This window comes from uncultured Senegalimassilia sp. (assembly GCF_934630535.1).
Lineage (GTDB): Bacteria > Actinomycetota > Coriobacteriia > Coriobacteriales > Eggerthellaceae > Senegalimassilia.
On record NZ_CAKTVU010000001.1, the window covers coordinates 228,225 to 243,248 of the forward strand.

Sequence of the window (15,024 nt, forward strand, 5' to 3'; positions counted from 1 at the left end):
ATAACACAACAGAAGGGCTTTCCGCCAAAGCGGGAAGCCCTTCCATATTTGAAAGGAGCATGCGGATATGCGCATTGCAAACGGAAAGGTGTTCGACGGTCAATGCTTCCGCGAGCGCGATGTGGTGGTGGAGGGGCAGGCCTTCTCCCGCATCGAGGCGTCGGGGGCCGCAACGTGCGATGCCGGTGGCGCCGATACGGTGGATGCATCGGGGTGCTATGTGATCCCCGGCTTGATAGACGTGCATTTCCACGGGGCCATGGGCCACGATTTCTGCGATGCATCCGATGAGGGTATCTCCGCCATCGCGGCTTACGAGGCACGCCGTGGCGTGACCTCGATCTGCCCGACTACCATGACGCTTCCCGAGGAGCGGCTGGCACCCATCGTGGCCAGCGTGGCCGCGCACGAAACCGCGGCGGGGGAGGCTGGCATCGTGGGCATCAACATGGAAGGCCCTTACATCGCCCCTGACAAGGTGGGCGCGCAGAACCCCGCGTACGTGCGCAGCGCCTCGATCGAGGAGTTCGAGCGGCTGCAGCAGCTGGCGAAGGGGCTCATCAAGCTTGTGGACGTGGCGCCCGAGCAGCCGGGCAACCTGGAGTTCATCCGCCAGGTATCCCACGATGTGCGTGTGTCCGTCGCCCATACGTGCACCGGTTACGACGATGCGTGCGCAGCCTTCGATGCCGGCGCGCGCCATATGACGCACCTGTTCAACGCCATGCCCGCGCTGCATCACCGAGAGCCCGGCCCCATTGCCGCGGGTGCGGAGCGCAACGACGTCACGGCCGAGATCATCGCCGACGGCGTGCATATCCATCCGGCCATGGTGCGCCTGGCGTTCGCCCTGTTCGGCGACGACCGCATGATCTTGATCAGCGATAGCTTGCGCGCTTGCGGTTTGGGGGATGGTGAATACGAGCTGGGTGGCCAGCAGTTCTTCGTCAAGGGCAACCGTGCCACCATCGCCAACGGCAGCCTGGCGGGCAGCGTCTCCGACGTGATGGCCTGCATGCGCACGGCGGTGCGTTCCATGGGCATCCCGTTGACCAGCGCCGTGAAGGCCGCAACGGTCAACCCGGCCCGCGCCTTGGGCCTTGATGGGAAGCTGGGCGCCATCGCCCCGGGCTACCAGGCCGATGCCGTGGTGCTCGATCGCGACCTGAACATCAAGCACGTGGTGCTTCGGGGAAAGGCGCTTGCGTAGCACCGGGCCGGTGGCTGCGCTGTGCGAATGCGCTGCGCGCCGTTCGGGCAGCGATTCGCGCCGTAAGGCGGTTTCCATCCTTTGTTTGTGAAACGTTGGCCAGCGCGTTGACGAACCGCGAACCCCGATACTATCCTCATTGAAGTTTGCTCAACAGAAAGAAAGAGGCAAGGTACTCATCATGACCGATTCCCCGTTCCACGGCGTAATCCCCCCGGTGGTCATCCCGCTGACCGAGAAGAAGCAGCTTGACCTGGAGGCCTTCGAGCGCTCCATCAACCGTATGATCGACGCCGGCGTCGACGGCTTGTTCTTCCTGGGCTCCTCGGGCGAGGTCGCGTTCCTCACCGATGCCCAGCGTTATCACGTGCTGCAGGAGGCCGTGGCCATCGTGAACCATCGCGTGCCCGTGCTCGCCGGCATCATCGACATGGAAACCCTGCGCGTGGTCGACCAGGCCAAGCGCGCCAAGGGCTATGGCGTCGACGCGCTCGTCGCCACCGCTCCGTTCTACGCTCTGGGCGGCCCGAAGGAGACCGAGCGTCACTTCCGCGCAATCCGCGAGCATACCGACCTGCCGCTGTTCGCCTACGACCTGCCCGTGTGCGTGCACACCAAGCTCGACCCCACCATGCTGGTGCGTCTTGGCAAGGACGGCGTGCTGCAGGGCGTGAAGGACTCCTCCGGCGACGATGTCAGCTTCCGCTGGCTGGTGCTCGAGAACGAGGACGCCGGTCATCCGCTGCAGCTGCTCACCGGTCATGAGGTGTGCGTCGACGGCGCGTACCTGGCCGGCGCCGACGGCAGCGTTCCGGGTCTGGCCAACCTTGATCCGCACAGCTATGTGGAGCAGTGGAAGGCCGCTCAGGCAGGCGACTGGAACCGCGTCAAGGAGATCCAAGACCACCTGGCCCGCCTGATGTTCCTGACCCGCGTGGTCAAGGCCACCGTTGGCTTCGGCGCCGGCGTGGGCGCGTTCAAGACGGCTCTGTGGCAGATGGGCGTGTTCAACACGAACCAGATGCGCGAGCCCGTTCAGCCGCTCGAGGGCGAGGACGTCGCGGCCATCGTCGAGGTCATCAAGAAGGCCGGCCTCATGGACGCGGACGCTCCCATCCGCAAGTAGCTTTTCTTCGCTTTTGCAAGCCGGCGCAGGTTCCATCCGCGCCGGCTTTTTTGTTTGCGGTACCATGGTTAGCACCAGGTGATAAGGTGCTTTTCGAAAAGGGAAGGGTGGGGTGCATGGAATATCCCGCATACGTTGCGGCGCTTGACATCGGCGGCACGAAGATCGCCGGCGCGCTGCTGCGATACGAGCAGATCGACGCTGCCCCTGAAGTCGTGTTCGAGACCCAGGTGCCCACGCAGGCGCAGCGCGGGGGCGGCCCGGTTCTCGTCACCGTGTGCGATGTGGCGAACACGGTGCTTGCCGAGGCGCGTTCGCGCCGCGAGCAGGTGCTCGGCATCGGCGTGTCCACCGCAGGCCGTGTGGACGCGGTCACGGGCGGTATCGCGTACGCTAACGAGATCATGCCCGGGTGGACCGGCCAGCCCATCAAGGAGCGCTTGGAGGAGTCCTGCGAGCTGCCGGTTTCGGTGCTCAACGACGTGCAGTCCCATGGGCTCGGCGAAGCGCGTTGGGGCGCTGCCAGCGGGGCCGATACGTGCATGATGATCGCTGCCGGCACGGGCATCGGCGGTGCCGTGATCGCCCATGGGCGGCTGGTTCGCGGCAACCATGGTTTTGCCGGCGAGATCGGGCATATCGCCTGCTCGCAGGCCGTCGGCATCCCGTGCGTGTGCGGCGGCTCCGGGCATTTGGAGCTGGTGGCATCGGGAAGCGGCATCGAGGCGCGCTATGCCGAGGTCACGGGTAACCACATCGACGGCGCCGAGATCTCCCGCCGTGCAGCCGAAGGCGAGCCTGCGGCGCACAAGGTCATCATGACCGCCGGCATCGCCCTGGGTGAGGCCATTGCGGGTATCACGAACCTGCTCGATCCCGACATGGTGGTAATCGGCGGTTCCGTGCCCAAAGCGGGCACGAAGTGGCGCGCGGCGGTGCAGGAAGGCTTCGAGCGCCAGATCCCGCTGGCGCAGCGCGGCCTGCCCATCCTTGCGGCCGAGCTGGGCGGTCACGCCCCGCTCATCGGCGCTGCCGAGGACCTGCTTGATTACCTGGAGGACGTCGAGGCCCAGCAGGAGCTGGATGAGCTTGACGATGCCCAGGGTTTTGAACCGCTCGACGAGCCGCATGGCTCCCAGGAGCAAATGGATAGGGAAGAGCCGCAGGAGTAGCCTCCATCGGTATATCGCAGCGCCCGGCGCCGTGGATTCGCGGCTACGGGCGCCGCTTGTTTTCGATTATGAAAGGATAGGGAAATGGATCCCATCATCGAGCAATTGCGCGGCAAGGTCATCGTCAGCTGCCAGGCATATATGGGCGAGCCCCTGCGCCACCCCGAGACCATGGCGCAGATGGCCCGTGCGTGCGAGCTGGGCGGCGCCGGCGGCATCCGCTGTCAGGGCCTGTCCGACATCGCGGCTATCAAGGGTCGCACCGAGGTGCCCGTCATCGGCATCTGGAAGGAAGGCCATGAGGGCGTCTACATCACGCCTACGCTGCGTCATGCGCGCGCCTGCGTGATGGCCGGCGCCGATATCGTGGCCATCGACGCTACGGATCGCCCGCGCCCTGACGGTAAGACGCTCGAGGACACGGTGCGCCCGCTGAAGGAGGAAGGCGTGCTCGTGATGGCGGACTGCTCCACCATCGAGGACATCCGCCATGCGTTCGCCATCGGCTGCGACATCGCCTCCACCACGCTTTCGCACCCCGGCGCCGCCATCGATTGCGGTATGGCCGACGGCCCGGATGTCGCGCTGGTTCGCCAGGCGGTGGAAGAGTTCCCCGACAAACCGGTTATCTGCGAGGGCCGCGTGCACACGCCGGCCGATGCGAAGGCGGCTATGGACGCTGGTGCGTGGGCCGTGGTGGTCGGCACCGCCATCACGCATCCCACCAGCATCACCAGCTGGTTCGTGGAGGCTGCTGGCAAGTAGTTCGCGGCATAAAAAACGCCCCGCCGTTTGGCGGGGCGTTTTTTATAGGTTGCTACTTACCCAGGTCGGGATGGAGCAGGGACGGGGCGGCGCCCAGGAGCAGGCGCGTGTAGTCGTCCTTGGGGTTGTTGAAGATCTGCTCGGCGGTGCCGCGCTCAACGGCCTGACCATGGTTCATGACGATGATCTGGTCGGAGATGTAGCGGACCGTCTGGATGTCATGGCTGATGAACACCATGGCAAGGTTGAGCTCCTTCTTCAGATCCATGAGCAGGTTCAGGATCTGGGCGCGCACGGACACGTCGAGGGCCGAGGTGGGCTCATCGGCGATGATGGCATCGGGCTTCAGGGACAGCGCACGGGCGATTGCCACGCGCTGGCGCTGACCGCCGGACATCTGGCCGGGCAGCGCCTCGAGAACGCTGTTGGGAAGGCCGACCATCTCGATGAGCTCGCGCACGCGGGCTTCACGGGACTTCGCGTCGCCGACCTTGTGCACGATCATGGGGTCCATGAGCTGCTCGCGCACGGTCATACGCGCGTTCAGGGCTGTTGCCGGGTCCTGGAACACGACGGAGATGACGCGGCCGATAATCTTACGCTGCGCTGCGGAGCGCTTCGTGACATCGGTGCCCTTGAAGTACACGTGGCCGGACGTGGGGGTCTGCAGACCGCACATGACGTTGGCTGTGGTGGACTTGCCGCAGCCCGATTCGCCTACGATGCCGATGGTCTGGCCCGGCATGAGCTTCAGGGACAGGCCGTTGACGGCGTGGACCTTGTTGGGGTGCAGCAGCGAGCCGGTGCGCGTTTTGAACACCACATGGATATCATCAAGGAAGATGATCGGCGTTTGCTCATCGTTGTTGGCGACGGCGGCATTGTTGGTTGCTTCGGCCATTAGTTCGCACCTCCCGTGAGATAGGGCTTGACGCCGATGCGCTTCAGCTCGCTGTCAGGCAGCTCGGCGTAGTAGTGGTCGGAATTCGCCACGCGCTTGAGCATGGGGCGCACGTTCGACGTCTTGTCCGGGTGGCTGGAGCGCGGACGGAAGCGATCGCCTTCGGGGAAGTCCTTCGGCGAAGGCACCGAGCCGGGAACCTGATGCAGGCGTGCGCCGCCGGCCTCGATGGACAGAACGGAGCCGAGCAGGCCGCGCGTGTACTCGTGGATGGGGTTGGTGAGGATCTCCTTCACCGGGCCCTGCTCCACAACCTGGCCTGCGTACATGACGGTGATGGAGTTGGCGACCTCGGCAACGAGTGCCAGGTCGTGGCTCACGAACACCATGGCGAAGCCAAGCTCGTGCTGCAGCTTGTTCAGCAGGTCGATGACCTGTTTCTGGACCGTCACGTCAAGGGCGGTGGTGGGTTCGTCGGCGATGACCAGCTTGGGGTCGCGCGTCAGGGCCATGGCGATGAGCACGCGCTGACGCTGGCCGCCGGAGAGCTCATGCGGGTAGGAATCGAGCGTGCGCTTCGGATCCAGGCCGACCAGCTCGAGCAGCTCCTCAGCGGTGCGGGTGCCGCCGCGCTTGGTCAGCTGCTTCATCTGGGAGCGGATGAGCATGGAGGGGTTGAGCGAGGACAAGGCGTCCTGGTAGACCATGGCGATCTCGCGGCCGCGCAGCTCGTTCATCTCCTTGTCGGAGAGGTTGAGCAGGTTCTTGCCGTCGTACATGATCTCGCCGGAGATCTCGGCCTTCTTGTCGAGCAGGCCCATGATGGCCAAGCTGGTGATGGACTTGCCGCAGCCGGACTCGCCCACAAGGCCCATGGTCTGGCGCGGGCGCACCACGAAGCTGACGTGGTCGACCACGTTCACGTCGCCATGGCGGGGGAACTTGATGCACAGGTCCTTTACTTCCAGGATGGGCGGCACGTCGGTGCGGGCCTCGAAGCGGTCGGTGCGCGTAAGCTCGGCTTCCTTAAGGGCGGCCAGGCGCTTGTTCAGCATGTCGGCCTGAGCGGCGTAGGCCAGCGTCGGGTCGGCGACCATGCGGTCGGCCTCGCGGTCCTTGTTCAGGTCGTTCTCGTCAACCTTCACGGCGCTCTTCGGCGCGGCGATGGCGTCGGTGATGCCCTCGGAGACGATGTTGAGGCACAGAACGGTCAGCATGATCATGATGCCGGGGAACAGCGCCTGCCACCAACGGCCGGCTAGCACGCCGTTACGGGCGTCGGCCAGGATGTTGCCCCAGGTGGGGGTGGGCTCGGGGATGCCGGCGCTGATGAAGGCCAGGGAGGCCTCGAACACGATGGCGTCGGCCACGAGCACGATGGTGAACACGAGGACGGGGGCCACGCAGTTGCGCACGACGTGCTTCCACAGGATCCACGGGGCGCGGGCGCCGGAGACGACGACTGCGCGGACGTAGTCCTGGTTGTACTCGCTCATGACGTTGGCGCGCACGATACGGGCGATCTGCGGGATGTACAGAAAGCCGATGGCGAAGATGAGCGAGGGCACGGAGTTGCCGAACACCACGATGAAGGTGGCGGCAAGCGCGATGCCGGGGAAGGACATGATGATGTCCAGGATTCGCATGATGACGTTGGCGATGCGCGGACGCACAACGGCGGCGATAGCGCCGATGATGGAGCCCACGACCAGCGCGAAGCCGGTAGCGCCCAGGCCGATGACCAGGGAGTACTTAGCGCCGCACATCAGGCGGGACATAACGTCGCGGCCCTTGTCGTCGGTGCCGAACAGGTGCGCGGAATCAGGCGCGCAGAACGAGGTGAAGATCTCGTAGGGGCTGTAGGGCGCGATGAAGTCGGCCAGAGCGGCCACGACGATGATAGCGATGAGGATGACCAGTGAGATACGCGCGCCGATGGTCATGTTCTTCCAGCGACGGAAGCGGACCTTGCCGGCGCCGTCCTCCATCTTCTTGGTGAGGTCGCCACGAAGTTGAACCATACTCTACACCGTCCTAATTCGCGGATCGATAAGGATGTAGAGCATGTCGACGATGACGTTCACGATGATGAACGTGATGGCGACGACGAGAACGACACCCTGAACCAACATGACGTAATTCGAGGTAACGCCGGAGACGATGGCCATGCCCATGCCCGGAAGCGCGAAGATGACCTCGAGGACCACGGCGCCGCCGATCATGTAGCCGAACTTCAGGCCGAGCACGGTGACGGGCGTGATAAGCGCGTTGCGCAGCACGTTGCGGGCGACGACGGTGCCGTAGGGGATGCCGAAGCCGCGGGCGGTGCGCACGTAATCCTTGTCGAGCTCCTCGACCATGGACGTGCGGATGATGCGCGTCATCTGGCCGGTCAGCGGCACGGCAAGGGCGATGCCGGGCATGGCCATGCGCGCAAGCCATCCGCCGGGATCTTGCGTGAACGCAGGCAGGGCGCCGGATGCCGGCAACAGGTGCAGCGTTGAGGAGAACAACAGGATGAACAGCACCGACAGCCAGAACGACGGCGTGGCGATGCAGGCGATGGAGAAGATACGGATGACCTGGTCCGGCCAGCGGTCGCGATACAGGGCGGACACGACGCCGAGGATGGCGCTGGCAACGATGGCGATGATGAAGCCGAAGAAGCCGAGCTGCAGCGTGATGGGCAGCGCGGTGGCGATGCGAGCGGACACGGACTGGTTCGAGGGACCGAACGTGCCCAGGTCGCCATGGAAGAAGCCGGCCATGTAGTCGCCGTAGCGCACGATCAGCGGATCGTTGAGGCCGTGCTCGACGCGGTAGGCCTCCAACTGGTCGGGTGACGCGTTTTCGCCAAGCGCCGAGAAGGCGGGGTCGATAGGCGAAAGCGACATCAGGAAGAAGACGAGAACGGTGACACCGAACACCATGATGGGCAGCCAAAGCAGGCGATTGCCGATCAGTCGAAGCAGGTTGTTCACTCGATCCCCTCCTTTCTGTAGGCTCATAAGAGCATGCTTACGTTACGTGGTTTGCAATCGTTCAGCCCACGCAGGCTGGCAAACCTTCCACATTATACCGATTTGCAAGATATCTTCGCAGATAAACGGCGAAATAGGATAACTAATCAGCCAACTGCTTCTCGCAGACGTGCCACCAGTTGTTGCCGGTGCCGCGCGCGTATTCGCAGCCGACGCAGGGCTTGGTGCAGAACTCGGCGCTTTTCATCTCGTCGGGGAATAGATCGTGCCCGTCGTAAGGGGTGCGCGGCAGCTCGGGGTCGGCCTGCTCCATGCCGCGGATGAACATGGACGCCATCTGCTTCATGCCCAGCGCGGTGGGGTGGGTTCCGTCGATGGCGTCGTAGTCGTAGCCGAACGCCTGCATGTCCACGAGGTAGCAGCTGTCGGCATCGCCCGCGGCTGCGCGGATGATCTTGTTGTACTCGTCGACGCAGATGCCGCGGAACCAGCGCGGCGACGTGGGGCGATGCGCGCCCTTCACGCGTCCGGGCAGCAGCGTGGAGACCCAGATGCGGGCGCTCGGGTATTGAGCGTGCATGGTGGCCAGCATGCGGCGGAAGGATTCCTCGAAGTTGGCAAGGGTGCCTTCGGGGGCCATGCCCGCCACTTTGCCATGGTCGGGGCACTCTGCCGCAAGCTTCGGCGGTGCGGAAGGCGTTGCCGCGCATATCTGCGCGTACCCCGAGCCCCAGCCATAATCGTTGATGCCGATATGCACGAGAATGTCATCGGGGGTACGCCCGTCGGCCTGCAGATGCTCGATGCGCTCTGGCGAGGCTCCGACGGGGAAGTCGCGGCCCTCCACCACGCAGCCCGACCAGGATGCGTTGGCCAGGAACTGCCCGCCGAAATGATCGATGACCTGGCCCCACCAGGTGTCGTGCGGCGTCTTCACGCCGGTGAGCTCGAGCTGCTCGCCTTCGAAGAACACGCGCCAGCCTTGCGGCAGGATGCCCTCGAAGGAGCTGATGGAGTCTCCGTATACGGAAAACAAACGTGTCATGCGGTGATAACCCCCCTAAATTGAATTGACGTGTTCATGGTATACGCTTCGCGCGCGCATGGGGTCAAGACGCAAAGAAAGCCCACCTCGAAATGAGGCGGGCTTTCCGGTTGCAGCCTATAACCTGGCGGTTATTACTTCAGCTTCGCGTTCTGGAAGTACAGGCCGGTGGTCGGGCTGGGCTCGAAGCCTTCGATGAGGCCGGCCCAGTAGCCGGTGACGACCTTCTTGTGGAACAGCGGGTACAGCGGCACTTCCTCGGAGATGATGTCGAAGCACTTGTTGTACGCTTCCTGGCGCGTGTTGGCATCGGTGGCCTTGCGAGCCTGGTCGAGGTACTCGTTGAACTCCTGGCACTTGCCGTCGCCGGCCTTAGCCCAGCAGGAACGGCCCTGGCACCAGTCGGTGTTCTCGCCGTAGAACCAGGCCAGATGCACGTCGGCGTTCGTGCCGAAGCAGGAGACGTCGCCGGGGGCCAGGAACACGTCGAAGGGCAGGATCTCGTCGGTCTTGGAAGCTGCCATGGTGGGGTAGGGGGCAGCCTGCACGTCGAGCGTGACGTTCATGCCGACGGCCTGCAGGTCCTGCTGGATCTGAGCGGACAGGTCCTTGATCCAGTTGTCGATGACGAGCAGCTTGACCTCGAGGTTCTCCTGGCCGGCCTCCTTGAGCAGGGACTTGGCCTTCTCGGGATCGTACTTGTAGACCGTGGAGGCCTCGTGGTAGGCCGGGTTGTCCTTCGGCAGGTAGGAGGTCAGCGTCTCGGCGTTGCCGCCCAGCTGGTTCTTGATCAGCTTGTCGTAGTCGATGGCGTAGTGGAAGGCCTGACGGACGCGCTTGTCGTTGAAGGGCTCCTTCTGGCAGTTGAACATCAGGAAGCCGATGCCGTAGCTGTCGACGCTGTCGACGGTGACGCCTGCGCCGACCAGCTGGTCGATGTTGGAGAACGGGATGTTCTCGCCGGCGATGGCGGTACCCTCCTGCAGAGCGGTCACGCGAGCGGTGTTGTCAACGCGCACGAGCCACTGCATGGCGTCGGCGGAAGCCGGCTTGGCGCCGTTGTACTTGGGGTTCGGGACGAAGTTCAGCTCGCCGCCGTCCTCGCCGTTGCACTCGCCGAAGGCCCATGCACCGGAGCCGGTCGGCGGGGTGGTCATAGTCTCCTTGGTGATCTCGGCAGCCGGGAACACGCGGCACAGGGACAGGCGCTCTTTGAGCTGCTTGTCGCTGTCGACGAACGGGTAGGCCAGCGTGAAGGACACGGTGGCGTCGTCCTTGGCGGCGACGGTGTCGATGAAGGACAGCATGTCCTTGTAGGTGGCGTTGGCCTTGTTGGCCTCGATGACGGCCACGACGTCGGCGGCGGTCACGGCCTCGCCGTTGGAGAACGTGGCGCCCTCGCGCAGAGCGACCTCGTACTCGGTCTCGGAGACCTTGACGGGCTCGCCGGCGGCCAGGGCGGCGTTGGACTCGCCGGTGAAGTAATCCAGCTCGTAGAGGCCCTCCAGGCAGTGCTGGATAGCGGGCAGCATCAGAGCGGAGCTTGCGCCGATGGGGTTGTAGTTAGCGTTCTTGTAGCTGCAAGCAGCGGTGATCACGCCGCCGGTGTTGGCAGCGGAGCCGCTCGGCTTGCCGCCCTCGGAAGAGGAGCTGCTGCCGCAGCCGCTCAGGGCCAGGCCGGCCGTTGCGGCGGCAACGGCGCTGCCCGCCAGGAAAGTGCGGCGAGACAGAGAATACTGCTGTTCCATGGGATTCCCTCCGTTCATCTGTCGAGGCGGTTTTCGCCCCGAGCCTGCGCATGCGCCTTTCGCGCATGCACTACAGCAAACAGGTTCATTATCCATGAACGGGCCCCGAAAATAAAGCAGCGGTAAAGCTTTTACCCAGTCGTTACGGGGAACTTCCCTTGTGCGCGGGGCGTTTCGGTGAGGCGTTCGGCGGGGTCTCGCCGCGGTGGGCGGTCGCTGAAGCGGGGTGAGCGGCGGTCGGGTCGGTTGCGGCGAGCGGGAGGGGGCTGCCGGCTTCGAGCCGCTTGCCGAGATCATCCGCCCCACGCCTGCTCAGAGTCGATTCGTGGGATTTCAGCGCACCGGTGCTGCTAATATAGGCGCACTGTACGGCCAGACGATGTTTCCGATCGCGCCGATCGGGGATAGCCTTAGGAGAAGAAATGACGAGAGAATTCAAGTCCATGGACGGCAACACCGCCGCAGCGCATGTCTCGTATGCGTTCACGGAGGTGGCCGGTATCTATCCCATCACCCCTTCCAGCCCCATGGCCGACCTGGTCGACCAGTGGTCGGCCGCCGGTAGGGAGAACATCTTCGGCACGAAGGTGAAGGTGTGCGAGATGCAGTCCGAGGGCGGTGCCGCCGGCGCCGTGCACGGCTCGCTGGCCGCCGGTGCCCTGACCACCACCTACACGGCCTCCCAGGGCCTGCTGCTCATGATCCCCAACATGTACAAGATCGCCGCCGAGCAGCTGCCGAGCGTGTTCCACGTTTCGGCCCGTACCGTCTCCACGCATGCGCTGAACATCTTCGGCGACCACTCCGACGTCATGGCCTGCCGCCAGACCGGCTTCGCCATGCTCGCCGAGGGCAACGTCCAGGAGGTCATGGACCTGTCCGCCGTCGCGCACCTGGCCGCCATCAAGGGCCGCGTGCCGTTCCTGAACTTCTTCGATGGCTTCCGCACGTCCCATGAGGTGCAGAAGGTGGCCGTGTGGGATTACGCCGACCTGGCCGAGATGTGCGACTTCGAGGCCGTTAAGGAATTCCGCGACCACGCGCTCAACCCTGAGCGCCCGCGTATGCGCGGCAGCCACGAGAACGGCGACATCTTCTTCCAGAACCGCGAGGCGTGCAACAGCATCTACGACGCGCTGCCGGCCGTGGTGGAAGAGTATATGGATAAGGTCAACGCCAAGCTGGGCACCGACTACAAGCTGTTCAACTACTACGGCGCCCCCGACGCCGAGCGCGTGATCGTCGCCATGGGCAGCATCTGCGACGTGGCCGAGGAGGTCATCGACTACCTGACCGCCCAGGGCGAGAAGGTGGGCCTGGTGAAGGTGCGCCTGTACCGTCCGTTCGTCACCGCCAAGTTCTCCGAGGCTTTGCCGGCTACCTGCAAGAAGCTGGCCGTGCTCGACCGCACCAAGGAGCCCGGCGCCCGCGACCCGCTCTACCTGGATGTCGTGAACGCGCTCATGGTCGAGGGCCGCGAGGGCATCAAGGTCTGCGGCGGCCGTTACGGCCTGGGCAGCAAGGACACGCCGCCCGCGTCCGTGTTCGCCATCTTCACCGAGCTGGCCAAGGACGATCCGCGCGGCGAGTTCACCATCGGCATCGTCGACGACGTCACCGGCCTGTCCCTGCCCGAGGATGAGGCTGCTCCCAACACCGCTGCGGCAGGCACCATCGAGTGCAAGTTCTGGGGTCTGGGCGGCGACGGCACCGTTGGCGCGAACAAGAACTCCGTCAAGATCATCGGCGACCACACTGACAAGTACGTGCAAGCCTACTTCCAGTACGACTCGAAGAAGACTGGCGGCGTGACGATCAGCCACCTGCGCTTCGGTGATTCGCCCATCCGCAGCAGCTACTACATCAACAAGGCCGACTTCGTGGCGTGCCACAACCCCAGCTACATCACGAAGAACTTCCCCATCGTCAACGACGTGAAGCCCGGCGGCGCGTTCCTGATCAACTGCCAGTGGACGCCCGAGGAGCTTGAGCAGCATCTGTCCGCAGAGGCCAAACGCTACATCGCCGCCAACAACGTGCAGCTCTACACCATCAACGCCATCGACCTGGCCGTTGAGCTGGGCATGGGCAAGCGCACGAACACCATCCTGCAGTCCGCGTTCTTCGCGCTGGCCAACATCCTGCCGGCCGAGGATGCGCTGAAGTACATGAAGAACGCCGCCACGAAGTCCTACCTGAAGAAGGGTCAGGATGTCGTTGACATGAACCATCGCGCCATCGACGCCGGTGCCACGGCGTTCGTGAAGGTCGACGTGCCCGCCGCCTGGGTCGACGCCGAGGACAACGCCGAGGTCGAGCACCTCGAGGGTCGTCCCGAGCTGGTCAAGCAGGTTCGCGAGATCATGCAGCCTGTCGGCCGCATGGCCGGCGACTCCCTGCCGGTCTCCGTGTTCGTCGAGCACGCCGACGGCCAGTTCGAGCAGGGCGCTGCCGCCTACGAGAAGCGCGGCGTGTCCGTGTCCGTGGCGAAGTGGGATGCCGAGAAGTGCACCGAGTGCAACAGCTGCTCGTTCGTGTGCCCGCATGCCTGCATCCGCCCGTTCGGCCTGACCGATGAGGAAGCCGCTGCCGGCCCCGAGGCCATGGCCGTGCTGCCCATGAAGGGCAAGCACAAGGAGCTGAAGTACACGCTGGCCATCAGCCCGCTCGACTGCATGGGCTGCGGCGTGTGCGTCAAGGCCTGCCCGGCCGACGCGCTGGCCATGGTCGGCGTCGAGGACGAGATGGCTCAGCAGGACGTGTTCGAGTACTGCGTGAACAAGATCGCCGACAAGCCCGAGATCGAGGGCACCACGCTGCGCGACAGCCAGTTCAAGCAGCCCCTGCTCGAGTTCTCCGGCGCCTGCGCCGGCTGCGCCCAGACGGCTTACGCTCGCCTGATCACCCAGCTCTATGGCGACCATATGTACATCTCCAACGCCACCGGCTGCTCTTCCATCTGGGGCGGTCCGGCTGCCACCAGCCCGTACACGGTCAACAAGCAGGGTCACGGCCCCGCATGGTCCAACAGCCTGTTCGAGGACAACGCCGAGCACGGCATGGGCATGAAGCTCGGCTATGAGGCCGTCAACGGCATGCTCGCCGCCGACGCCGCCATCCTGGTGGAGGCAGGCGCCGCCGCCGAGGCCGCGCAGGCTTGGCTCGACGCTCGCGGCGACAAGGCCGCCAGCCGTCAGACCGCCGACGCCCTGATCGCCGCCCTGCCCGAGGTTGCCGCCGGCGAAGGCGCCGCAGCCGAGGCCGCGCAGCGCATCCTGGACCACAAGGAGTACCTGGCCAAGAAGTCCGTCTGGATCTTCGGCGGCGACGGCTGGGCCTACGACATCGGTTACGGCGGACTCGACCACGTGCTGGCATCCGGCGAGGACGTCAACATCTTCGTGTTCGACACCGAGGTCTACTCCAACACCGGCGGTCAGGCTTCCAAGGCATCCAACATCGGCCAGGTGGCCCAGTTCGCCGCCGCCGGCAAGGACGTCAAGAAGAAGTCGCTCGCCGAGATCGCCATGGCGTACGGCTATGTGTACGTGGCTCAGGTGGCCATGGGCGCCAAGCCGGCTCAGACGCTCAAGGCCATCACCGAGGCCGAGGCGTATCATGGCCCGTCCATCATCATCGCGTACTCCCCGTGCGAGATGCACTCCATCAAGGGCGGCATGAGCAACTGCCAGACCGAGATGAAGAAGGCCGTGGACTGCGGTTACTGGAACCTGTTCCGCTTCAACCCGGCAGCCGATGCCGGCAAGAAGTTCACGCTGGACTGCAAGGAGCCCGCGGGCGGTTATCAGGAGTTCCTCATGAACGAGGCCCGTTACAGCCGTCTGACCCGCGAGTTCCCGGAGCGCGCCGGCGAGCTGTTCGAGCGCAACGAGAAGGCCGCCATCGAGCGTTACGATCACCTGGTGCGCCTGAAGGCCATGTACGACGGCGAATAGTCCGTCTGCCGCGCATGGCGCCGCGTTTCCGCTGGCAAGAGCTTTGCTGCGGGACGTTGGGGCTGCGTTGAGGCTTTCGATCGTGCGATAGATCGGATTTGGAAGGCCGGTCGCCTGAAA

Annotated in this window: 10 protein-coding genes; 5 read left to right on the plus strand and 5 right to left on the minus strand. The window is 64.6% G+C overall.

Features of this window, described 5'->3' with window-relative positions; translation table 11 throughout:
* Positions 1-67: 67 nt before the first annotated feature.
* The 4 genes from nagA (at position 68) to Q0D52_RS01135 (ending at position 4,273) form a co-directional block, all read left to right on the plus strand.
* Positions 68-1,210 carry an N-acetylglucosamine-6-phosphate deacetylase gene (gene nagA / locus Q0D52_RS01120; protein WP_294379597.1) on the plus strand — a complete coding sequence of 381 codons (1,143 nt, stop codon included), beginning with the start codon at positions 68-70 and terminating at the stop codon, positions 1,208-1,210.
* A 181-nt stretch (positions 1,211-1,391) separates the two neighbouring features.
* Entirely contained in the window at positions 1,392-2,336 is a 945-nt protein-coding gene (locus Q0D52_RS01125; protein WP_294360660.1) for a dihydrodipicolinate synthase family protein, read from the plus strand.
* Positions 2,337-2,452: 116 nt separating this feature from the next.
* Positions 2,453-3,508 (plus strand): ROK family protein, encoded by a 1,056-nt coding sequence (locus Q0D52_RS01130; RefSeq protein WP_294379599.1) that lies wholly within the window; start codon positions 2,453-2,455, stop codon positions 3,506-3,508.
* 84 nt (positions 3,509-3,592) lie between these two features.
* Positions 3,593-4,273, plus strand: a complete 681-nt coding sequence (locus Q0D52_RS01135) for an N-acetylmannosamine-6-phosphate 2-epimerase (RefSeq protein ID WP_294360656.1) — start codon at positions 3,593-3,595, stop codon at positions 4,271-4,273.
* 52 nt (positions 4,274-4,325) lie between these two features.
* On the opposite strand, the gene Q0D52_RS01140 is transcribed toward Q0D52_RS01135, so the two are convergent.
* From Q0D52_RS01140 to Q0D52_RS01160, 5 genes are all read right to left on the minus strand, one after another.
* The gene (locus tag Q0D52_RS01140) at positions 4,326-5,174 is read right to left on the minus strand and encodes an ABC transporter ATP-binding protein (RefSeq protein ID WP_294360654.1); all 849 of its coding nucleotides are present in this window, start codon (positions 5,172-5,174) and stop codon (positions 4,326-4,328) included.
* Entirely contained in the window at positions 5,174-7,195 is a 2,022-nt protein-coding gene (locus Q0D52_RS01145) for a dipeptide/oligopeptide/nickel ABC transporter permease/ATP-binding protein (protein ID WP_042432938.1), read from the minus strand. Before Q0D52_RS01145 ends, Q0D52_RS01140 begins: the two co-directional genes overlap by 1 nt.
* Positions 7,196-7,198: 3 nt before the next feature.
* The gene (locus Q0D52_RS01150; protein ID WP_294360649.1) at positions 7,199-8,155 is read right to left on the minus strand and encodes an ABC transporter permease; all 957 of its coding nucleotides are present in this window, start codon (positions 8,153-8,155) and stop codon (positions 7,199-7,201) included.
* Positions 8,156-8,297: 142 nt separating this feature from the next.
* Positions 8,298-9,200, minus strand: a complete 903-nt coding sequence (locus Q0D52_RS01155) for an SGNH/GDSL hydrolase family protein (RefSeq protein WP_294379601.1) — start codon at positions 9,198-9,200, stop codon at positions 8,298-8,300.
* A 134-nt stretch (positions 9,201-9,334) separates the two neighbouring features.
* On the minus strand, positions 9,335-10,948 hold the full coding sequence (locus tag Q0D52_RS01160; RefSeq protein WP_294379602.1) for an ABC transporter substrate-binding protein: 1,614 nt from the start codon (positions 10,946-10,948) through the stop codon (positions 9,335-9,337).
* Positions 10,949-11,370: 422 nt separating this feature from the next.
* On the opposite strand from Q0D52_RS01160, the gene nifJ reads away from it, so the two are divergent.
* Positions 11,371-14,904 (plus strand): pyruvate:ferredoxin (flavodoxin) oxidoreductase, encoded by a 3,534-nt coding sequence (gene nifJ / locus Q0D52_RS01165; protein WP_294379605.1) that lies wholly within the window; start codon positions 11,371-11,373, stop codon positions 14,902-14,904.
* Positions 14,905-15,024 lie beyond the last annotated feature (120 nt).

What these genes read in the sequence shown, in the direction of transcription:
- nagA (WP_294379597.1), top strand. Translation starts at nt 68, where the DNA reads ATGCGCATTGCAAACGGAAAGGTGTTCGACGGTCAATGCTTCCGCGAG.
- Q0D52_RS01125 (WP_294360660.1), top strand. Translation starts at nt 1,392, where the DNA reads ATGACCGATTCCCCGTTCCACGGCGTAATCCCCCCGGTGGTCATCCCG.
- Q0D52_RS01130 (WP_294379599.1), top strand. Translation starts at nt 2,453, where the DNA reads ATGGAATATCCCGCATACGTTGCGGCGCTTGACATCGGCGGCACGAAG.
- Q0D52_RS01135 (WP_294360656.1), top strand. Translation starts at nt 3,593, where the DNA reads ATGGATCCCATCATCGAGCAATTGCGCGGCAAGGTCATCGTCAGCTGC.
- Q0D52_RS01140 (WP_294360654.1), bottom strand. Translation starts at nt 5,174, where the DNA reads ATGGCCGAAGCAACCAACAATGCCGCCGTCGCCAACAACGATGAGCAA.
- Q0D52_RS01145 (WP_042432938.1), bottom strand. Translation starts at nt 7,195, where the DNA reads ATGGTTCAACTTCGTGGCGACCTCACCAAGAAGATGGAGGACGGCGCC.
- Q0D52_RS01155 (WP_294379601.1), bottom strand. Translation starts at nt 9,200, where the DNA reads ATGACACGTTTGTTTTCCGTATACGGAGACTCCATCAGCTCCTTCGAG.
- Q0D52_RS01160 (WP_294379602.1), bottom strand. Translation starts at nt 10,948, where the DNA reads ATGGAACAGCAGTATTCTCTGTCTCGCCGCACTTTCCTGGCGGGCAGC.
- nifJ (WP_294379605.1), top strand. Translation starts at nt 11,371, where the DNA reads ATGACGAGAGAATTCAAGTCCATGGACGGCAACACCGCCGCAGCGCAT.